The sequence below is a fragment of the Phenylobacterium sp. genome, assembly GCF_036963605.1.
In the GTDB taxonomy this organism is placed as follows: Bacteria; Pseudomonadota; Alphaproteobacteria; order Caulobacterales; family Caulobacteraceae; genus Phenylobacterium.
Genome location: NZ_JBALUY010000043.1, coordinates 1 through 19,589, shown reverse-complemented (window position 1 = coordinate 19,589; position 19,589 = coordinate 1). Strand labels below are relative to the sequence as shown.

At 68.7% G+C, this 19,589-nt stretch carries 26 protein-coding genes and 1 tRNA gene; 22 read left to right on the top strand and 5 right to left on the bottom strand.

What is annotated here, in order from left to right; all coding sequences use genetic code 11:
- The first annotated feature begins 11 nt into the window (after nt 1-11).
- From V7702_RS09900 to V7702_RS09820, 18 genes are all read left to right on the top strand, one after another.
- Entirely contained in the window at nt 12-791 is a 780-nt protein-coding gene (locus V7702_RS09900) for a hypothetical protein (protein ID WP_335649948.1), read from the top strand.
- Nucleotides 782-1,000: a hypothetical protein gene (locus V7702_RS09895; protein WP_335649947.1), complete on the top strand. Its 219-nt coding sequence runs from the start codon at nt 782-784 to the stop codon at nt 998-1,000. Before V7702_RS09900 ends, V7702_RS09895 begins: the two co-directional genes overlap by 10 nt.
- A 65-nt stretch (nt 1,001-1,065) precedes the next feature.
- On the top strand, nt 1,066-1,872 hold the full coding sequence (locus tag V7702_RS09890) for a hypothetical protein (RefSeq protein WP_335649946.1): 807 nt from the start codon (nt 1,066-1,068) through the stop codon (nt 1,870-1,872).
- A 686-nt stretch (nt 1,873-2,558) separates the two neighbouring features.
- Nucleotides 2,559-2,981 carry a hypothetical protein gene (locus tag V7702_RS09885; protein WP_335649945.1) on the top strand — a complete coding sequence of 141 codons (423 nt, stop codon included), beginning with the start codon at nt 2,559-2,561 and terminating at the stop codon, nt 2,979-2,981.
- A 159-nt stretch (nt 2,982-3,140) separates the two neighbouring features.
- A complete protein-coding gene (locus V7702_RS09880) occupies nt 3,141-4,337 on the top strand; it encodes a P22 phage major capsid protein family protein (RefSeq protein ID WP_335649944.1) in 1,197 nt (398 codons plus the stop codon).
- Between the two features lie 91 nt (nt 4,338-4,428).
- Nucleotides 4,429-5,052 (top strand): phage adaptor protein, encoded by a 624-nt coding sequence (locus V7702_RS09875; RefSeq protein ID WP_335649943.1) that lies wholly within the window; start codon nt 4,429-4,431, stop codon nt 5,050-5,052.
- A complete protein-coding gene (locus tag V7702_RS09870) occupies nt 5,046-5,285 on the top strand; it encodes a hypothetical protein (protein WP_335649942.1) in 240 nt (79 codons plus the stop codon). Before V7702_RS09875 ends, V7702_RS09870 begins: the two co-directional genes overlap by 7 nt.
- Nucleotides 5,285-5,890, top strand: a complete 606-nt coding sequence (locus V7702_RS09865) for a hypothetical protein (protein WP_335649941.1) — start codon at nt 5,285-5,287, stop codon at nt 5,888-5,890. The genes V7702_RS09870 and V7702_RS09865 overlap by 1 nt, the downstream gene beginning before the upstream one ends.
- Before the next feature lie 9 nt (nt 5,891-5,899).
- The gene (locus tag V7702_RS09860) at nt 5,900-6,328 is read left to right on the top strand and encodes a hypothetical protein (protein WP_335649940.1); all 429 of its coding nucleotides are present in this window, start codon (nt 5,900-5,902) and stop codon (nt 6,326-6,328) included.
- A complete protein-coding gene (locus tag V7702_RS16885; protein WP_442958411.1) occupies nt 6,328-7,032 on the top strand; it encodes a glycine-rich domain-containing protein in 705 nt (234 codons plus the stop codon). The genes V7702_RS09860 and V7702_RS16885 overlap by 1 nt, the downstream gene beginning before the upstream one ends.
- Nucleotides 7,033-7,193: 161 nt before the next feature.
- On the top strand, nt 7,194-8,972 hold the full coding sequence (locus V7702_RS09855) for a hypothetical protein (RefSeq protein ID WP_335649939.1): 1,779 nt from the start codon (nt 7,194-7,196) through the stop codon (nt 8,970-8,972).
- Nucleotides 8,969-9,325, top strand: a complete 357-nt coding sequence (locus V7702_RS09850) for a hypothetical protein (protein WP_335649938.1) — start codon at nt 8,969-8,971, stop codon at nt 9,323-9,325. The genes V7702_RS09855 and V7702_RS09850 overlap by 4 nt, the downstream gene beginning before the upstream one ends.
- Complete coding sequence (locus V7702_RS09845) at nt 9,325-10,251, top strand: hypothetical protein (RefSeq protein WP_335649937.1); 927 nt, start codon at nt 9,325-9,327, stop codon at nt 10,249-10,251. The genes V7702_RS09850 and V7702_RS09845 overlap by 1 nt, the downstream gene beginning before the upstream one ends.
- A complete protein-coding gene (locus V7702_RS09840; protein WP_335649936.1) occupies nt 10,245-10,607 on the top strand; it encodes a hypothetical protein in 363 nt (120 codons plus the stop codon). The genes V7702_RS09845 and V7702_RS09840 overlap by 7 nt, the downstream gene beginning before the upstream one ends.
- A complete protein-coding gene (locus V7702_RS09835; RefSeq protein WP_335649935.1) occupies nt 10,604-10,852 on the top strand; it encodes a hypothetical protein in 249 nt (82 codons plus the stop codon). The genes V7702_RS09840 and V7702_RS09835 overlap by 4 nt, the downstream gene beginning before the upstream one ends.
- A gap of 35 nt (nt 10,853-10,887) precedes the next feature.
- Nucleotides 10,888-11,322: a D-Ala-D-Ala carboxypeptidase family metallohydrolase gene (locus V7702_RS09830; protein ID WP_335649934.1), complete on the top strand. Its 435-nt coding sequence runs from the start codon at nt 10,888-10,890 to the stop codon at nt 11,320-11,322.
- Entirely contained in the window at nt 11,319-11,696 is a 378-nt protein-coding gene (locus V7702_RS09825; RefSeq protein WP_335649933.1) for a hypothetical protein, read from the top strand. Before V7702_RS09830 ends, V7702_RS09825 begins: the two co-directional genes overlap by 4 nt.
- Entirely contained in the window at nt 11,662-11,868 is a 207-nt protein-coding gene (locus V7702_RS09820; RefSeq protein WP_335649932.1) for a hypothetical protein, read from the top strand. The genes V7702_RS09825 and V7702_RS09820 overlap by 35 nt, the downstream gene beginning before the upstream one ends.
- On the opposite strand, the gene V7702_RS09815 is transcribed toward V7702_RS09820, so the two are convergent.
- Nucleotides 11,865-12,401: a DUF2239 family protein gene (locus V7702_RS09815; RefSeq protein ID WP_335649931.1), complete on the bottom strand. Its 537-nt coding sequence runs from the start codon at nt 12,399-12,401 to the stop codon at nt 11,865-11,867. The genes V7702_RS09820 and V7702_RS09815 overlap by 4 nt on opposite strands.
- 130 nt (nt 12,402-12,531) lie before the next feature.
- Between V7702_RS09815 and V7702_RS09810 the strand changes: the two genes are divergently transcribed.
- Nucleotides 12,532-13,026 (top strand): hypothetical protein, encoded by a 495-nt coding sequence (locus V7702_RS09810; RefSeq protein WP_335649930.1) that lies wholly within the window; start codon nt 12,532-12,534, stop codon nt 13,024-13,026.
- On the opposite strand, the gene V7702_RS09805 is transcribed toward V7702_RS09810, so the two are convergent.
- The 3 genes from V7702_RS09805 to V7702_RS09795 form a co-directional block, all read right to left on the bottom strand.
- Nucleotides 13,013-15,226: a CHASE2 domain-containing protein gene (locus tag V7702_RS09805; protein ID WP_335649929.1), complete on the bottom strand. Its 2,214-nt coding sequence runs from the start codon at nt 15,224-15,226 to the stop codon at nt 13,013-13,015. The two genes, V7702_RS09810 and V7702_RS09805, sit on opposite strands and share 14 nt — an antisense overlap.
- A gap of 77 nt (nt 15,227-15,303) precedes the next feature.
- Nucleotides 15,304-16,638 carry a FecR domain-containing protein gene (locus V7702_RS09800; protein WP_335649928.1) on the bottom strand — a complete coding sequence of 445 codons (1,335 nt, stop codon included), beginning with the start codon at nt 16,636-16,638 and terminating at the stop codon, nt 15,304-15,306.
- Entirely contained in the window at nt 16,635-17,348 is a 714-nt protein-coding gene (locus V7702_RS09795; protein WP_335649927.1) for a response regulator transcription factor, read from the bottom strand. Before V7702_RS09795 ends, V7702_RS09800 begins: the two co-directional genes overlap by 4 nt.
- A gap of 267 nt (nt 17,349-17,615) precedes the next feature.
- On the opposite strand from V7702_RS09795, the gene V7702_RS09790 reads away from it, so the two are divergent.
- The 3 genes from V7702_RS09790 (at nt 17,616) to V7702_RS09780 (ending at nt 18,949) form a co-directional block, all read left to right on the top strand.
- On the top strand, nt 17,616-18,077 hold the full coding sequence (locus V7702_RS09790) for a response regulator (RefSeq protein WP_335649961.1): 462 nt from the start codon (nt 17,616-17,618) through the stop codon (nt 18,075-18,077).
- Nucleotides 18,078-18,214: 137 nt separating this feature from the next.
- Nucleotides 18,215-18,679 carry a hypothetical protein gene (locus V7702_RS09785; RefSeq protein ID WP_335649926.1) on the top strand — a complete coding sequence of 155 codons (465 nt, stop codon included), beginning with the start codon at nt 18,215-18,217 and terminating at the stop codon, nt 18,677-18,679.
- A 3-nt stretch (nt 18,680-18,682) separates the two neighbouring features.
- On the top strand, nt 18,683-18,949 hold the full coding sequence (locus V7702_RS09780; RefSeq protein WP_335649925.1) for a helix-turn-helix domain-containing protein: 267 nt from the start codon (nt 18,683-18,685) through the stop codon (nt 18,947-18,949).
- A 126-nt stretch (nt 18,950-19,075) separates the two neighbouring features.
- Here the strand turns inward: V7702_RS09780 and V7702_RS09775 are convergent.
- Nucleotides 19,076-19,150: transfer RNA gene (locus V7702_RS09775), tRNA-Thr, on the bottom strand.
- Nucleotides 19,151-19,589 lie beyond the last annotated feature (439 nt).

Here is a 19,589-nt window from a genome sequence, read left to right as displayed (position 1 = left end):
GGGGCTGCAAGTTGGCCCAGGGCCTGGCCAGCGGCGTCGCCGTTCGCGGCGCTCAGGCCCTGCGGCCCCAGAGCGAGGCGGTGATCGCGCAGATGGCCCAGGCGCCGGAACCGGCGCAGGCGGCCGCCATGGACCAGATGATCGCGGCTCTGATCTCTGCGGAGGTGTGGGGGCGGCTGGACGCCCTGTTCGTGATGGCGGCCGGCGACGAACAGGCGGCCGGGGTGAACTGGGCGCAGCCGCTCGTGGGCGGCCTTTCGCCGATCAACAGCCCGGTTTTCACGCCCTGGTCCGGCTATGAGGGCGACGGGGCGACGAGCTTCCTGGAGACCGGCTTCCTGCAGGGGAGCGGACTTTATCAGGCCGCCGACCATCATGCCGGCGTATGGGCCGTGGCCGGTCAGAGCGTAGGCTGCGCCTTCGGCAATTCGCGCAACCGGATCCACCCGCGCAACAGCTCTGGCCAGGTGACGACGCGGTCCAACTGCACCACCAACCGCCAGGTCGGAATTCCCAGCGGTCTCGGCCACACCATGATGAGCCGGCGGACGACGGACTCGTACCTGGTGCTCAAGGATGGGGCGCTGCTCAGCGAACCCGTGGAGGCCATCACGGCGGTGGCCGCCCAGCGTTTGATCCTGCACGGCTACGCGGCGAGCGGCACGGAAGGCGCGCTGAGCAGCTGGCGACTGGCGGCGGCGCACTTCGGCGCCGGCCTGACCGCCGAGCAGGGGGCGGCGCTTCATTCGGCCCTTGGTCGATATCTGGCGGAGGTCGGATCATGGGGGTGACGCTGCTGCTGATGGACGAGGTTCTGGCTACAGCCATCGCTGGACCACAACTGAAACCCCGACGAATCCTGGCCGGGGCGCACGCCGGGGCCTTTGCGCTGTCGCCAGCGGTGCTCGCCGATGAGCGGCATGCAGCGGTGCGCCCGCAACTGGAGACCCTGCCGCGGGCCGACCTGTCGCCGGACGAGGCCTGGCCGGAAACCGACTGAGGCCTATCGCCTCCCAAGATTGAGCCCGGAGCGGCATGGCCGCCCGAATTCCAAGGACATGACCCATGATGCAAGACCCGACCCTTTCGGGCGCCGATCCGCGCCTGCTCGGCCCCGGCGCAGAGGCCGATGCGATCGAGGAGATCGAGCACGGCGGGCAGTTCTATCGCCTGCCGCGGGCGCTGAAGGCGCAGCTGATGGCCAATATCGACCATGAAACAGCCGCCCAGGCCGTGGCGGCCGAGCGCCGGGCCTTGGCCGAGCGGGCGAAGATGATGGAGCTGGAGGCCGAGCTGGCCGGCGCCAGCGCGCAGGACCGGGCGGTGTTGATTGCGCTGGAGCAGCAGCTGACCCAGTTCGAGGGCGTCGACTGGCAGGCGCTGAGCCAGCAGGACCCGCAACTGGCCCAGGCGCTGTGGGCGCAGGCGAACGACATCGCCCAGGCCCGCGAGGCCTATGGCCAGGCCCTGGCCCAGCAGGACGAGATGGCCCGGGCCGCGGCGGGCGAGCGGGCGCGGATCGAGCTGGAGGAGACCGGCCGGGTGCTGGCCGGCCAGATCGAGGGCTGGTCGCCGGAGGTGGCGGCCAAGCTGGTGGAATACGCCCAGGCCTTCGGCGTCACCCTGGAGGAACTGCGCGAGGTGGCCGATCCTCGGCTGTGGATGATCCTGCACCGGGCCCAGCAGGGCGAGGCGGCGCTGCAGGCGCAGGCGCCGCAGATGGGCGGTGCGCCGGCCCGGGCGCCTGCCATGCAGGTGCGGCCCGCCGTGCAGGTGGGCGGCGGCTCGGCCCCGGCCAGAGCCGTGCGAGACGACATGGGCGCGACCGAGTGGATGCGCCGCAGGAACGCTCAGGCCATGGCGGGGCGGTGATGGCGGGGCATGTGTACCCCGTCGCCCAGGGGCGACGTGCGGCGGGCGCACCTCTCGAGCCAATGACGACCCAGATCGTACAGACCCGGAACAACGGCGCCGAAGCCTTCTCCGTGACTCGCTTCCAAAGCGATGGCTCGGTGCATTCCGCGCGGTGGATCGCCACCGGGAAGGCGGATGAAGCGCCTTCGCCGGCTGACTTCATCGGTGGTGGAGTGGCGGTAATCCGCGGCGCAGCGGTCGCAGCTCCGCGCGTGGCCGCCGGTTTGGTCAATGTCGGGCGCCGGTTGCGCGGAGAGCCCTACGTGGGTCAAACTCTCTATCGCGTATTCGGCGACGAGGCTCTGCCATACGGGCATTCGTGGACGCGGCGTAGGCCCGACAGATCACCCGATTTTCGTGATGACGCGGGTCTACCACCACAGAACAGCGGACGGTTTGTCATCCAGGGGCGCACTAAAGATCTTACGGACTTCAAGACGCGCCCCGCCGAGCCGCTCGGATCAAACCGGGGAGGGTGGGACGAAGTTCTTGTGCCAGACCCCGTGTCTCAGTTGCGCACGACGCGTGTCTCGGGGGTCAACCCCGAATTCTGAACTGACGGGGCGTACCAGGTCGTTGATCTGGAATATTGTTCTCAATTCGTTCTATACTTCCTGGTCCACCTGCAGGAATGGTGAAATCTCATGAGCCTGCTCGACAAACTGTTTGGCCGTCGGAAGTCGCCATCCTCGCCGTCCATAGCACCGCCCCACACGCCTGTGCCGATGTCGGTTTGGGGGCGGGCCTGCCTGACTTTGCGCAAGGTCGATTCTCGGGACGACCAGGACTGGCCCGGCGAGGTGGTGCGGCCTCTGAATGGTGGGCGGTGGCTGATGGAGATGGATCCGCCGATCCTCTATGACGGCCTGCCGCCGGAGGATCTGAAACTGGTGGCGGTTGGCCCGCGCTATGCCGGCGACGCCCTGAGCATCGATCCCCGGACCTGGCCCGACGTGGTCAACATGTTCATCCCGGCCCCTGGTCAGGACTTCGACGGCGAGCTGGCGCTGAAGGATATCGTCAGCGTTCGCCTGGCGCCCGAGCGCGGCGTGACCTTCGTCGACTAAGGGCTCCGGCGCTGCGCGCCGGGCCGTATTCTGAAATCGCAGGCGCTGCAGCCCCCGGCGTGACCCTCCGGGCGCACGCGCGCGCCTGATCCCTATCCGACAACCCGACCGGCGCAGCCGCGCCGACCTGCATTCCATCCTCAAGGAAGACGAGACCTCATGGCCAATTCGCTGCTTTCCCCGACCGCCGTCACCCGCGAGGCCCTGCGTGTGCTGCACCAGAAGCTGAACTTCGTGGGTTCGATCACGCGGGAGTATGACGACAGCTTCGCGCGCCAGGGCGCCAAGGTGGGCGACACCCTGAAGGTGCGCCTGCCCAACCAGTATGTGGTGCGCACCGGCCCGACGCTCGACGCCCAGGATACCACCGAGACCAGCGTCGAGCTGAAGGTGCAGACCCAGAAGGGCGTGGACCTCAACTTCACCTCGGTGGACCTGACCCTGTCGCTGGACGACTTCTCCGAGCGGATCATCGAACCGGCCATGAGCGTGCTGGCGGCCAATATCGAGGCTGACGCCATGGGCATGTACAAGGACGTCTACAGCCAGGTGAACAACCAGGGCGCGGCCGCCAGCTTCGCCAAGATCCTGCAGGGCCGGAAGATCCTGGTGGACAATCTGGCGCCGCTGGCCGGCCGGACCTGCAACCTGAACACCCAGGACAATGTGGACCTGGTCGACGCCCTGAAGGGCCTGTTCAACGACAAGGCCAGCATCTCCAAGCAGTACCGCGAAGGCTTCATGGGCCGCAGCGCCGGCTTCGACTTCATGGAGAACACGCTCTGGCCCTCGCACACGGTGGGGACCAAGGCGGGTTCGCCGGCGGTGAATGGGGCTGGTCAGACGGGTGCGACGCTGGCCACCGACGGCTGGTCGAACAGCACGGCCGTCCTGAAGGCCGGCGACGTGTTCACCATCACCGGCGTCTTCCGGGTGCATCCGGAGACCAAGCAGTCCACCGGCGTGCAGCAGCAGTTCGTGGTGAAGGCCGACGCCAGCTCCAACGGCTCTGGCGTGGCCAGCCTGCAGATCTCGCCGGCCATCATCACCACGGGCGCCGCGCAGAACGTCTCGGGCGCACCCGGCGACAATGCGCAGATCCAGGTGGCCGGGACGGGCGGCGCGGCCCACGGGGTGTCCATGGCCTACCACAAAGGCGCCTTCGCCTTCGCCACCGCCGACATGGTGATGCCGCGGGGCGTGGATTTCGCCGCGAGAGAGGTGTTCGACGGCGTGTCGATGCGGATCGTGCGGCAGTACGACATCAACAACGACAAGTTCCCCTGTCGCCTGGACGTCCTCTACGGCTTCCAGACCCTGCGCCCGCAACTGGCCTGCCGCCTGGCCAACAACTAGGGCCGCCCCCCGTTCGACGCGAACGGGGCGACGCGAACCGGGGCGGCGCGGGCCTGGCCCGCCGCCGCCCGTCTGGCAGGGAGGAGGGCGCATGGCGCTCGTGACCTATGAGGACCTGAAGACCGCTGTGGCCGACTGGCTGGAGCGGAGCGACCTGGCCGGCCGAGCGGCCGATTTCATCACCCTGGCCGAGGCGCGGCTGAACCGTGAGCTGCGGCTGGCGGTGATGGAGTCCGAGGCGAGCCTGACCGCCGCGCCCGGGGCGCCGCGCCTGGACCTGCCAGCCGACTGCCGCGAGGCCCTCGGGCTTTGGCGGGAGGACGGGGCGGTGCGCGTCGCGATGCGCTATCGCCCGGCGGGCCTGCTGCCGCGCGGCGATGTGGGCGGCCGGCCGGACTATTGGAGTCTGGAGGGGCGCGCGATCGTACTCGACCGCCCCTGCGACCAGGAAACCGGCTTCGTGCTGCGGCAGGTGGGGCGGCTGGCGCTCAGCGCCGAGGCGCCGAACAACGCGGTCCTGGCCGAACACCCGGACCTCTATCTGTTCGCCGCCCTGGCCGAGGCCTGTCCGTATCTGCGGGATGGGGAGATGGCCGGGCATTTCAACGCCCGGTTCGAATTGGCCCTGGCCCAGGCCCGCGCCGCCGACGCCCGGCGGCATGGGATAGCGAACCTGGTCACCGACCTGCCTCGGCCCGAAGCTGTCCCATGTTGAGCGTGGGGCCGGACGTTCCACAGGCCCTGCGGCCCTTGCTGGGCGAGCTGGTGGAGGCGGTGCGCGCCCTGCAGGAGCCCGGCGCGCCGACGCGGATCTTCGCCTGTGACGCCGCCGAACTGCCGCCGGCCAAGGCCTGGCCGCAGACCCTGGTCCTGGTGGCTGACCTTTCCACCCTGGCGGTCTCCGATGGGACCGTCTGGGTGCGGCAAGATACGGGAGCTGTCATCTGATGCCTTCGACCTACACCGCCTCCCTGCGCCTGGAGATGCAGGCGGCTGGGGAGAACCTCAACACCTGGGGCGCCCCGCGGCTGAACACGGTCATCGACCGGCTGGACCAGGCGATCGCCGGGCGCAGCGCCATCGTGCTGGCAGGCGATCATGTGCTGACCAGCGCCAATGTCGGCGACGACGAGGCCCGGCGGGCCATGCTGGACTTTACCGGCGCTGGTCCGGCCACGGTGACCCTGCCAGCGGCGAGCAAGATCTATCTGGTGCGCAACGCCGCCAGCGGCCCGGTCACTCTGACCACCGGGGCCGGAACCACGGCGGTGGTCGACAGTCAGGACGTGACCCTGACGGCCTGCGACGGAACCAATGTCTTCCCCCTGGGGGTCGGCGGCGTGACCTTGAAGGCTTATGTCGAGGCTGTGGCCTGGAGCTACAACGCCGGCGCCTTGCCGGCCCAGGCCGGCAACGCCGGCAAGGTGGTCGCCACGGACGGCGATGACGCCGGCTGGAGCCTGGTCACCAGCCTTCCCGACTATGTCCACGATCAGACTCAACGGGCCACCGCCGCCGACCGGCGCGCGGCCGGCCTGATTTATTTCGGTTGAGGAGAGCCCATGAGCGCCATCGCCACGAACCAGTTCATCGCCGTGCAGCGGACCATCGCCTATATGGCGGTGGCGACCACAGCCGAAACGGAGTTTCACCTCCCGACCCACGCAGTGGAGGTCGTGCCCGCCGCCGACAATGTGCAGGGCCTGCGAATTACCAAGGCCTACGCCCTGACCCGAGCTGCACCTGGGGCGGTGATTCACTGCCAGCTCTATGCCCGGGTCGGATCGACGGACACGCTGATCGACTCCGCGAACCTGCCGAATACCGCGCCCTCGGGCAGCGCAGCGGGCGCTAGGGCTTTATTCGAGGCCAGTGAGGAGGACCCTCTGTTCTTGCCGCCTGGCGTAGGCTTGGCCTTCGCCATTGGCGCGGCCGTGGCCAACGGCGTCGTCTGTCGGGTTTCCGGCGGCGCCTATGATCCGTTGCCGTAGTGAGGGGGCTTGGTCCCAGGGGCGAACAGCCCCGCAGGCGGAGTACGGCCGGTGCCGTCCGCCTTTTGGCCATTCATGAGTTCCAGGTGGGCTCGGGTGCCTTCGTCGTCCCGCAGGCCTGTCATGCCCTGGTCTATATGTGGGGCGGCGGCGGCTCGGGCGGCGGCGGCGGGAGCGGCGGCACCACGGCTGGCGGCGGCGGCGGCGGCGGGGCGGCCTTCCGGTCCTATAAGCTGCGCCGCAACGAGGTGGTCAGCTACAGCGTCGGCGCTGGCGGCTCCGGATCATCCGTCGACGGTCAGGTCGGCGGCGCAACCACGGTGACTGTTCGCGGCGCTCAAATGGTTGCCACAGGCGGGCAGGGGGGGCTGGCCACCGGCGCCAGCGGCGCGGGTGGCGCTGGGACCGGTGGGGAGATCAACCGTGTGGGTGGGTCAGGCGGCACCGGCGCCGGCGGCGCGCCGGGGGCGACTGGCGAGTTCGGGGCAGCCGGTGGGGCTCCGGAGGCGGGACGAGGCGGTGGCGGCGGTGCCGCGGGGTTTGCCGAAGTCTCAGCGCCAATCCTAGCCGCGGGCCCAGGCTCGAAGGCGACAGCTCCTGGCAATAGCCCAAGCGGCGTCGCACCCGGTGGCGGTTCGGGTGGTGCTGAAATTAACTCGGGCGCAGGAGGTGACGGTCGGGTAGTTATTGTTATCGTCTATTAATGGCCACCGTCGTCTCTTGATATGAATGTATAGAGGCTAGATAAAGCGCTGATCTGTTAAGAGTTTTTCCACGGCAAAGGACCAGAGACACCTCGCCCTGGGGCGTGGGGATGAAATAGCGCTTGGCGTCCATGGGTCAATTCTAGCCAGGGGAAGATGTGATGAGAATACCTCTCGATATTCCGCCGGGGCTGGTGGGAGACGATACGAGCTTTGCGGTGGCCGGGCGTTGGGCGGACGGGTCCAATGTGCGGTTCTGGCGTGGGCGGCCCCAGGTGGTCGGGGGCTGGGAGAGCCTGACCAGCGAGCTTCTGACTGGCGTCTGCCGGAAGGTCTTCGCCTGGACGGACAACGCCGCGGTGCTGAACGTCGCCTTCGGCGCGCACAATGCTCTGCAGGTGTGGATCGGCGGAGGCCTGTACGACATTACGCCGAACCTGGCGCAGCCGCCCCGGAGCCTGAGCGCCGACCCCCTGTCGGTGAGTGAGGGCGAGGCCACGGTAAGCGTCGCCATGGCGGGGCACGGTCTGGCGGACGGCGACCTGATCGATGTGACCGGCGCCGCGGACCTAGGCGGGACGACGCCAAACGTCGAAGGTGCGTCGGTCACGGTGATCGACGTCGATCACTTCACCTATGAAGTCATGTCGCCGGCGGCGTCGAGCGCGACGGGCGGCGGCCCGGCAGTGGTCGTCGCGCCTCAGAAGGCTTTCGCCGCCGGCGCAATCGACGGCACGGGGGGCCAGGGCTATGGCACAGGGGCCTATTCGACGGGCGTCTATTCCTCGCCCTCGTCAGTGGATTATTTCCCCAGGACCTGGAGTCTCTCGGCGTTCGGCGAGCGGCTGATCGCCGGTCCCCGGGGAGGAACCCTCTATGCCTGGGCCAATGACACGGACGCGACGGCCGCGCCGCTGACCAATGCGCCGGCCCAGGTCACGGCGTCCCTGGTCGCGCACACAGACCAGATCTTCGCCCTGGGGTGCAACGAGGAGGTGTCGGGGCTCTTCAACCCGCTGTGCATCCGCCATAGCGGGGTGCGGCGGGCCGATGAGTGGGTCACCGCGGGCGACACCACGGCGCGGGAATATGTCCTGGCGGGCGGCGGTCGCATCGTCGGGGCCAGTGTGGCCGGACAGTTCATCCTGGTCTGGACCTCCGACCGGCTGTTCGTCGGGACCTTCGTCGGGGCGCTGAACCAACCCTGGCGGTTCGATCCCGTCGGTGAGCATTGCGGCCTGATCGGCCCCAACGCCTTCGCCATCGCCGGCTCGCAGGCCGTCTGGCTGGCCCCGGACCTGCAGTTTCGCAACTACAGCCTGGGCGGCGCGGTGCAGATCGTTCCATGCCCGATCCGGGACGAGATGGCCCAGAACCTGGCCAGCGCCCAGGGCGACAAGATCACGGCGGCGTCCATCAGCATCTATGACGAGGTCCGTTTCGACTATCCCGACGCTCGCGACGGCAATGAGAACAGTCGGTACCTGGCGGTCGGCCTTGGGGACGGATCCTGGTCCAAGGGAATCATGGCGCGCTCGGCCTTCGTCGACGCCGGCCCGCAGCAGGATCCCATCGGCGTGACCCCAGGGGGCCAGGTGTTCTGGCACGAACGGGGGCGCTCGGCCGACGGCGGGGCCTTCGCCTGGTTCATCGAGAGCGCCGACCAGTTTCTGAGCGAGGACCAGACCCTGATGGTGCGCGGGTTGTGGCCGGACATGGCGGGGCAGGCGGGGCCGGCGGCGCTGCGCCTGAGCACGCGGTTCAAGCCCCAGGGGGAGAGCCGGACCTATGGCCCCTTTCCTCTGGCGCCGGGCACGGGACGGGTGGACGTGCGGGCGAGCGGTCGGCTGTTCCGCGTCCGGCTGAGCGGGCAGGGCTCGCCGACCGGGGGGCGGATCGGTCGGCCGGTGTTCGACGTCGTTCCGGCGGGAACGCGGTGACGCCGGAGGTCTGGACGGCGTGCCGCAACTGGCTGCTACCGGCCCTGCGTTCCGAGGACGGGGACGAGGCGGCCCTGCGAGATGAGATCCTGACAGGTGAGGCGCAGCTCTGGGCGGGCGAGGGCGGGGCTCTGGTCAGCCAGTGCGTGGAGGGTCCAGAGGGCCGCAGCCTGCACGTCTGGCTGGCGGGGGGGCGGCTGGACACGATCCTGGACCTGCGGCCGGGGATCGAGGCCTGGGCGCGCGGTCTGGGATGCGTATGCGTCACCATCGAAGGCCGAGCGGGCTGGGCGCGGGTGCTGAGCGCCCAGGGCTACCGGCGGCATGGCGAGATTCTGAGAAGGAGCCTGTGATGGGCAAGAAGAAGACGAAGACGAGTTCGAGCACGACGGAACGGGCGACCGTGACGCCGACCAATCCGCAGTGGGTGACCGATGACGTGCAGGGCCTGAGCGCCCGGGTCGGCCAGCTGGGCCAAGTGGATCCCTATAGCCTGGTCGCGCCCCTGAACGGGCTAGAGCAGCAGGCGATGCGGGGCGCCGCCGGTCTGAACGGCTATGGCTTCGCCTATGACGAAGCCGCCGACTGGGTGCGGGGCGTGGCCGCGCAGCAGGCGCCCAGCGTCCAATCCGCCAGCCTGCTCGACGGGATCGAGGCCTACTATAACCCCTATCGGAACCAGGTGGTGGACGCCGCCACAGCCGATTTCGACGCAGCAGCGGGGCGGACGCGGGCCAGCCAGGCGCTGGACCTGGCAGGGCAGGGGGCGTTTGGCGGCTCGGGCGCTGCGCTCACCCGCTCGCTCACCGAGGGCGAGTTGGCGCGAGCGCGGAACGCCCAGGTGTCCAACCTGCTGGCCGGCATGTTCAACACCAGCGCCGGGCTGGCCAGCCAGGACGCCGATCGCCGGCAGCAGGCCTCGACGCAGAATGCGCAGCTGGCCGCCCAGAACGCAGCCCTGCGCCTGCAAGCGGCCAACAGCCTGACGGGCCTGGCCGGGTCGCGGGCGGCCAGCGACCGCGACGACGTGGCGACACAGGCGGCGATTGGCGCGCAGGCGCGGAGTGTGGATCAGGCCTATCGCATGGCCCCCTACACGGCCCTGAACAGCCAGGCAGACATCATGGCCAAGCTGCCCCTGGAGCTGTTCCGTGGTTCCACGACCGAGGGGACATCCAGCACCCAGGGGACGCGGACGGATACGCCGGGTTTCCTCGACAATCTAACCCAGGCGGCCGCCATCGCCAGCACCGTCACAGGGGTCAAAAACGCATGGTGACAAGCCCCGCCGGTGACGGAATCGACCATGCGAACGCCCAGATCGTGGCCCTGCGGCAGATCGGCGAACACGTGGCCGCTCAGACTGCCCGCCTGGAAGGACTGGCGGCCAAGATGGACGATGTGCGGGAGCGCCTCGCGCGGCTGGAGGCGCTGGAAGCCGGCAAGCTGGTGGAGGGCCTGCGCGGCGAGCTGAAGGGCGCCCTGGGCCGCATCGACCAATTGGAAAGCCAGCGTGACCGGGTGGCCGGGGCGGCCGACTTCTGGACCTGGCTGGCGCGCAGCATGCCATGGCTGGCCACCGGGCTGATCGCGTTCCTGGCGGGGCTGGGCCTGAAGCCTGCGAGCGGCCCGTGAGCGAGCCGCGACCGCCCATCGAGGTGCGGTGGCTCTATCGCCGCATCTTCACCTATTGCGCCTGCGGGGCCAATTTCGCCGGGCTTGCGGCGATCATCCTGCGGCTGGACGATCCGGTCGCCCTGAAGTGGCTGGGGCTGGCGCTGATCGGGGCCAATATCGTGCTGGGCACCCTGTATCTCGCCGGGGCCACGGTGACCGACTGGGCCAAGCTGGTGGCCGCCGGCCGGCGCGACCTGGACTGAATCTTTCCAATCTGTCGAAGAACTGGAGGCCGGCCATGACCACATGGCTTTCGGCGCACTTTTCCCTGGAAGAAATGATCGCCACCCAGCAGCGCGGTCTGGACAATCGCCCGGCGCCGGCCGTGCTCAAGCGTCTCAAGGCTACAGCGCGGGTGCTCGAGGAGGTTCGAGTCCTGCTCGGGGACGCACCAATGCTGATCACCAGCGGCTATCGTTCGCCGGCAGTGAACCGGGCGGTGGGCGGCTCGATGACCAGCGCCCACATGCGCGGCGAGGCGGCGGATTTCATCTGCCCCCGGTTCGGCTCGCCCCTGACCGTGTGCCGGGCGATCGCGGAGTCGGACCTCGCCTTCGACCAGTTGATCGAAGAGGCCGGGGCCTGGATCCACCTGGGCCTGGGCGGCCGGTGGCGGCGCGAGGTGCTGACCTGGCGGCCGGGCGGCGGCTATGTGAGAGGCCTGTCGGCATGAACCTGCGCTTGATCATGGTCGCCATCGCCGCGGGCGGCCTGGCCGCCTCAGCCCTCTCGCTCTATGTCGCCGGACGCCGGGATGGGGCGGAGCTTCATCGGGACGCTGTTGCGGCGCTTACCCAACAGCGGAACGTCGCCCGCCTGGAAGCCGAAGGCGAGCGAGCGGCCCAGGCGCGCCTGAGCGAGGCCCTGGCCCGCAGCAGCCGCGCCGACCAGGCCGTGGCCGCCTTCATTCCCCAAGCCCTGAACACGGAGGATGGCCATGCGCCCCTGGATCCGGCTCGCGCCGATCGCCTGCACGCTGCTGATCGCCAGCTGTGCCAAGCCGCCCCCGAACTTGTCGGCTGCGCCGCAGCTGAGCCTGGCGCCTGAAGCCCTGCGCCCTTGCACGCTGCATCAGCTGCCCGCCGCGCCGACGCTGGCGGATCTGGAGATCGGCTATGTGACGCGGGGCGCCGATCTGGTCGCCTGCGACGCCGCCCGCAGGCTCGCCGTCGAAACGCACCAGGCTCAGCAGGCGCTGGGCGCGCCGAAGGGCCGCTAGGTGTCGAGGCGCGCCAGAATGTAAGCGGCGACGTCAGCGGGCCAGGTCGCCAGGATGGCGTCGAGCCCTTCGCGGTCGCCGGCGAACAGGGCGCGGGCGGCGGCTTCGAAGCCGGCGGCGTCGCCGGCCAGGGCGGACATCGCGCGATAGGCGGCCTCTCTCTGCGTTCGTAGGCGATCTGTGTCGGCGTGAGTCTTACGAGCCTCCTCCACCAGGCGACGGAGGGCGGCTGAGGCGCCGCCGGGCTGAGCTGCGAGCCAGTCCCAGTGGCGGGGCAGAAGGGTGACCTCCCGTGGGACGACGCCGAGGCGTGGTCGACCGCGGCCGGGACGGGCGGCGGGCGTCTTCTCCACCGCGGGGATTTCAGCCGGGGGCCGCAGATCGATATCCACCGTCCGGCCGTCCACGTCGGACAGGAGAATCGGCGACGCCTCAAGGTCTTCAGTGCGGGCGCGAAGAACGGCGGCGACCTGGGCGACGTCGCCGCTGGCGATGCGTACGCCATTGAGGAATGCGGTCAAGGTGGGGGTCATGGCGGGCTCCATCTCGCTTCCTGACCCGTGGGGACGACGCCGTCAATAATATCCGGGTAGAAGTTGGTCGAGGGGGTTGGACCTGCAAGGGTCCGGGTGTCTATTCAGGTCATCTGGCGGAGGGGGCGACATGCGGCGCGGGATGGTTCTTGCAGGTTTAGTATGCGCAGGGCTGGCGGGCTGCGCCACGCAGCCGGTCGATCTGGCCCTGCAACCCGAGGCGCCGCCGCCGTCCGGAGCCACCGTGCGTATGGCGCCGAGCTCTTTGGCCTTGGCAGGGGGCCTGCAGGAGGCGCTGAGCGCTGCGGGCTTCCGAACCATCAGCGAGGATGGGGTGAAGACGGATTATCTGGTTCAGGCCAGCCTGGCCGAGCGCCCCGCCGGGGTGGGCGCCCTTATGCCCGGGGCCGATGGAGCGGCGGCGCAGTGGCTAGCGGAGAGCCGCAAGGCGCGATTCTGGCAGCGGCGGCGGAGCCACTACAGCCTGACCCTTGTGCTGCTCGACACCCAGACCGGGGCCGCGGCCTTCCGCGCCAATGCGCAGCAACAGGGGCCGGCCGGTGAGATCGAGGCCATGGGACCGATCCTGACGGCGGCCTTGGCGGCGCGCTTCAGGCCTGAATAGCCTGCGGCAGGCGCAGGGTGAAAACGGCGCCTCCCGATGGCCCTGCATTGCGGCAAGCGACCTCGCCGTGGTGGCGCTGCACGACTTCGCTGACGAGGCTAAGGCCCAGGCCAGCGCCCCCGACGCCTGGGGCTTCTGATCGGCTGAGGCGATGGAAAGGCTTGAAGACGCGCGCCAAGGCGTCCTCGGCTACGCCTGGCCCCTGATCGGCAATCTCGCAGACGACCTGATCGCCGTCAGACCATAGGGTACAGGTGATCTCGCTGGCCTGGCCGCCATATTTGAGGGCGTTGTCCAGCAGGTTGGACAAGGTGCGCGAAAGCAGCGCTCGGTCGCCATGGACCAGCAGGTCGTCGGGTGGGGTTTGGAGGCTGATGGTCACGCCCGCGCGCTGGGCCCGAGGCCAGAGGTCGTCGGCCGCCTCGGTGACGAGGTCAGAGAGGTCGAGAACCTCCCACGCCAGGGCGCCTGACTCAGCGCGGGCAAGGTGAATGAAATTGTCGGCCAGGGCGAGGGTTCGGCGGGCGTAGCCGGCGATGCGTAGTACGATCGTTGCGGGCGCGCCCTCGGCTGACGGCGAGTCCAAGACCGCCAGAATCGAGGCCTGTGGCGAACGCATGTCGTGGCTCAGCAGCTGGAGGAGGCGTTCGCGCTGGGCCGCGGCGGCGCGAATCGGCGTGATGTCTGTCAACCGCAGGATCCAGGCCAGCTGCGCGTCAGCCTCGGCCTGATAGCGCACCCGGGTGACATGGAAGACTGTCCCCGTGGGGCTGACCAGCTCACCAGTTTCCTCGGATTCGCCGAGCACCAGGTCATCCAGGCGCAAACCCTCGGCGGTCCAGCCCTCCAATAGGGCCGCAAGTTTCGAAGTCTGAGCCTTGGGAAAGACCTGTCTCGCAGCTGCATTGGCGAAGCTGATCTCGCCAGTGGCTGTCAGAACCAGCGTAGGGTCGGGCAGACCCTGCAGGGTGGCGTGCGCAAAACGGCGAGCGTCCCGCGCTCGGGCGATGGTGTCTTCCATCAACGCGATCTGCCGGGCGACGATGTCCTGCCCTTCGGCGGCCTGGGTGGCGCGGGCGAGCAGGTCGGGTTCGGCGGAGAAGCGGGCCAACTCGCGCACCATGTAGCGGCTGGATGCCTCGAGCCGACGCCAGGCCCAGAGCGGCAGGACGACCAGAATTCCGATCAGTGGGGCCGCCGGCGGCGCCCAGAGGTTAAGGGTCAGGAGCGCCCCGGCGCTGACTGCTGGGATCAGAACCATCAGGGCGACGCCAAGGAGGAGGTTTTCTCGAGGCCCCAGTCTCAGAAGACCCAGGAGCAGAACGAGAACCAGGGCCAGGGCCAGGGTCGTGTGGACCCCGCGGTCCAGCGAGTTGATCGTCCGCCCTTGCAGGAGGGCGTCCAGCAGATGGGCCTGGATCTCGACCCCGGGCGTCAGCTGAGCGGCGCTGCTGGTGGGTGTGGCGTAGCTGTCGTGGAGTCCTGCGGCGGTGGCGCCGACGAGGACGTAGCGATCGTGCAGGAATTCCGACGGCGTCTCGTCGGCCAGGATGCTGCTGACCGAGATGGAGCGATAGTGGCCCGGCGGCCCGGCATAGGGAATCAGGATCGGCTTGGCGCGCACCAGAGGGCCGTCTGGGGGATGCGTGGGGATCTTGGGCGGGGGAAGCCCTTGGCCGATCCGCCGCGCGACTTCCATGAGGTGGAGCACCTCCTGGCCGCCGGCGTTCTCGAGGAGGGCGGCGCGTCGGACGACGCCGTCGCGATCGAACTGGAGGTTGACCTGGCCCAGGCCTGCGGCGCCTTCGGCGATCTCGCGGGCCGGCGGGCGCAGGGCGAAGGCGGCGCCGTCGGGTCCCGGGGACTCGATGAGCAGGGGGAGGGCCGCGACGCCTGTCGCGGAGAGGGCGTCGCCCAAGGCCTGGTCGGCGGCAGGCTCCGAACCGGGCTCTATGAAGAGCACATCATAGGCCAGGGCCTTCGGGCCTGCAGCTCCTATGCGCTCCACGATAGCTGCGTGGACCTGCCGAGGCCAGGGCCAGGCTCCCACCTCTTGAAGGCTTCGATCATCAATGACGACAAGGATGATCTGGTCACTGACTGGTCGTTGCGCGTGCCGCAGCAGGGCGTCGTAGAGCAGATTGTCGAACCGGTTGGCGGCCCCGCTCCAGGCCAGGAGTCCGGTCAGCGTCAGGGCCAAGACTGTGGTCAGCAGCCATTCGCCCCTCAGCCACGAGCGCTGATGTCCGCCACGAGGTGGTACGGGCGAGGCCAGGGTCAGCCGCCCAGCTGGAACCGCTGGACGGGAGACCACTTCTCGAAGGTGCGCCCGTCCTCAAAGCGCGTGACCAGGACCCGCCAGAAATAGACGCCATCCGGGAGTTCGGCGACGGAGATCTGGCGCTCGGCCAGACCTGGCTCATCGATGATCGGGCCGTCCATCTCAGGGTTGGCGGCGAGCTGGAAGCGGAAGCTGGCGACACCGTCGCCGGAGTCGCTCCAGCGGAACAGGAAGCTGCGATCCACCCCTTCCAGGCCCGCGGGCGGTTCAAGGCCGATGGCGTTCAGCCGGCGCTCGATGGCGTAGACCTCGGGCAGCCCCTCGAGGCCGTCAGCGTCGAGGGCCGTCAGGCGTAGGAAATAGATAGCGTTGGGCGCCGAAGCGAAGGTCAGGATCGTCCCGTCGCTCTGGTTTTCGGCAAGGATGTCGACGAAGCCCGCATCCGTCGCCAACTGGCCTCGATAGCTTTGCGCCCCATCGACGGGGACGAGGCTGAAGCTGAGCTCCGGCTCGTCCTGCGGCCGGCCAGGATTGCGGAGCTTTGGGCCCGGCAGGAGAGCTTGCGGCGCAGAGGCGCTGGTGGCGTCGGCCCGGCGGCCGAACGCCTGAGGCACGAGAATTTCGCCGGGCTCATAGCTTGCCTGGGCGCCGACCGAGCCTTCGACCACTTCAAGGGTTGAGTGGTTGGCCTCGGCGTCGTGGCCCACGCGGAACTCGGTGCCGCGCACCGCCGAGACCGTGAGAGGGGTCTGGATGATGAAGCTGCTGCCTGGAGTCGGCGCTGGAGTGACCACCGAACTGCTGCGCCCGGCCTCCAGGGTCAGCCGACGTTGGATGTCTCCGGTCAGAAGCACTCGCCGGGCGCGATCGAGCACCACCCGGCTTTGCGAGGGCAGGGTGATGCGGGAGCCATCGGGCATTTCCAGGGTCAGGAAGGCGCCGGCGGCGGTGGTCAGGCGTGAACCCTCAGGCACCACCAGCCCGATCACAGGCGCCAGCGGTCCCGCCGGAGCGATGATTGTCACATCCCCGCGGAAGGCGGCCAGGCGGGCGACGACGGGTTCGGTGCGTAGCAGGCGAGCGGGAATCCGCAGGATCGTTCCCGGCTGAAGACGCCGCGGCTCGGCGATGCGATTGAGGCGGCCTACCTGCGATGCGTCGCCCGGCCGGATCATGTAGCGCTCAGCGAGGCCGTAGAGCGTGTCTCCCGGCCGCACGACGTAGGTGGCGATGTCGGCCGGCGCCTGACCTGCCTGAGCCTTGGCGCCGGAAGGCGCCAAGCCAAGGCCGATGGCGCAGGCGACGGCCACGGCGAGGTGGATGACCTTCATGGGGCGGAAGACTCCTCGGCGCCGTCGGTGATCGCCTCCAGGCGGTAACCGTAGCTGTAGACGGGGGCCAGTCGGTAGCCCAGCGCCGGGCGAAGGTCGAGCTTGGCGCGGATGCGTGAAACGTGGGCGTCGAGGGTGCGTGTGGGAAGATCCGGATTGCGGCCCCAGACCGTCTCCAGGAGATAGGCGCGGCCCAGGGGCCGGTTCATGTTGCGGAAAAAGGCCAGGGCAAGGGCGAATTCCTTGCTGGTCAGCTTCACTGTCTTTTCTCCATAGGCCACCGTCTCGGCCATCGGATCGAACAGGTGATCGCCGAAAGTCTCCGGGCGCATCGTCGCGCCGCTGGGATAGGCTCGACGGAGGACAGCGTTGACCCGCGCCAGCAGTATCGACCGCTCAATCGGCTTTATGATGAAGTCGTCGGCGCCGGCGTCGAGGGCGGTGACGATATCCTCGGCCGAGGCCCGAGCCGTGATCATCAGGACCGGCGGCGGAGCCTGAAGATTGGCCCGGGACCAGGCCAAGACGTCCAGGCCTGATGGACCCGGGACGTTCCAGTCCAGGATCAGAAGATCGAAGGTCTCCTGGCGCAGACGCACCAGCAGGGCGGCGCCGGAAGCGAAGCGCAGGCAGAGATGGCTTTCGGACCGGAGCGCGGCTTCCACGAGATCCCCATGAGCTGGATCATCCTCCAGTATCGCCACCCTCATGAGGCTTGTCCTTCCCCGAACACGCGCGGGCATACCACTTGGAGCTAAGCGTGAGGCATTGACTGCGGACGCCTGGGTACACGCGACGATCACCGCCGCCTATAATGTGAAGCCAGCCCAATTTGGGCAATGGCGGAGAACAGATTGTAAGAAGTTGTAAAAATTGGGTCCAAACCCAGGCGGGCCTTTCGCTTGGCGCTACTAGGCCAGCATGAGGTCGGGCCAGAAAGCGTCGAGGCCGTCCTCAATCGAGGAGCGCCGCACGTGATGTCATCTGAATTGACCCCAGAGGGGCGACTGAAAGGCCCGGTTGGCCCACGCCAGATTCTAGTGGCGGACGACGATCCGCGCACTCAACGCCTGCTGATCGCCCTGCTTGATTTCGTCGGCCTGACTGCGGTCATCGCCCGTGACGGTTCCGAAGCCCTGGAGGCGTGGCGGAGCGCACGGTGGGACCTTATCCTGATGGATGTGAAAATGCCGCTGATCGACGGCCACGCCCTGACCGGGATCATCCGGCGCACTGAGGCGTGCCAGGGTTTGGACCGTGTGCCCATCGTGGCGATCACGGCAGGCGCCGGCGAGGCCGATCAGCAAGCCTGTCTGGCGGCGGGCATGGACGCGGTCATCAGCAAGCCCTTTGCGGCCAAGACGTTATTCGAGGCGATCGAGCGTTACTTGGGCGGTATTCCGGCTCCGCGCCAATCGCCCCTCGGCGCGATCCACTAGCCGCTGCGCGATCCCGATTCTACGCGCGTCCGGCGCTAAGCTTAACTATGTAAACAGTTGTAAATTCAAACGCCCTCATCTTGTTTTGGCGGCTTCCATCCCTCCCATTGCGGCGCGTGCGTGCGGGGAGAACAAGCATGGATCGCCAGCTGACTGCGTCTTCATCGGGCCTGGACAGGCTTGGGCCGGGCCGGCTTGAGCCGCCCGCCCCGGTGCGGGCGGCGCTGGCCTGGTTCCTGCCGGCCATGCTGGGCGTCGCGGCCCTGGCGGCGACCAAGCCGCCGCCGCCGGTGCTGGGCGCCGGCGCCATCATCCTGGCGTCCGGCGCCGGCCTGGCCTGGAAGCTTCTAGGCTCCCGTCCCGGCGACTATGCGATCCTCGCAGAGGTAGCCGCGCGCCACCGGGTTCAGCCGGTTCAAATCCGCCGCCTTTGGCTGCCCCTGAACGCCCAGTGGCGCAATCCCCGACAGTACGAAGCCATCGTCCTTGACGCCGCCTCCCAGCACAGGCGACTGCACCTGGCCTTGCCGCTTTTCGCCGGTGGCCCCGTCTGGGTGCGGCTCAGCCTAGAGTCTTCGCCGCTGATGCAGGCCGGGGCCTGAATCATGGTGGCCAGCGTCAGCATCCATCCAGTCGATCTGCATGTGGGCATGCGCCTGCGTCTCAGGCGGCGGGAATTGAAGGTCACCCAGTCCGAACTCGCCGGCCACCTCGGGATCAGCTTCCAGCAGGTGCAGAAGTACGAGCGCGGCATGAACCGGCTCAGCGCCTCGCGGCTCTATGAGATCGCCAGAATCCTGCGGGTCGGTGTGGAGTACTTTTTCGAGGGATTCGAAGGGGTATCGAGCAACGGCGGTCAAACGGCCGCCTGACAGGGCTGACGCGAACAGGCCCGGCGCGAATGAGCCTGATGCAGGTGGGCTGGGTGAGGGAGGCTCCGGAGCGGCGCAGGGCCGCTCCGGAGACGCCTTGAGGCTGGGTGACCAGCCTCCGGATAATGGTGCCGCCGGGCAGGATTGAACTGCCGACCTCAGCCTTACCAAGGATGCGCTCTACCACTGAGCTACGGCGGCGAAAGGCGAGGCGGGGGCTATAGCCGACCCGACGGCCCGCGTGAAGCCCCCAAATCCGGATTTCTCGGACTTGACCTCGCCGGACCCCAGTCGCAAGCCGTGTTCATGAGCCCGCCAGACAAACCCCGATCCCCGCCGCCCAATGCGCGGGAGGCTAAACTCGCCCAGGCTCTGCGCGCCAATCTGCACCGCCGCAAGGCAGCGCCAGCGACGCCGGCGGCGCCGGCCGCCGAGCCGCCGCCGGGAGATGACAAGCGTTCGTGAGAGTCGTGCGGCTTTGCGCCGCGGTGGCCTCAGGCTAGAAGCGCCACTTGGGTTGTTCACGCCGCAGGGCTGCGGCGCTTGAAGGGGCTGGGATTGGACCGAATCGTCATCGAAGGCGGCGCGCGTCTTGAGGGCGAGATCGCCATCAGCGGCGCCAAGAACTCGGCCATCAAGC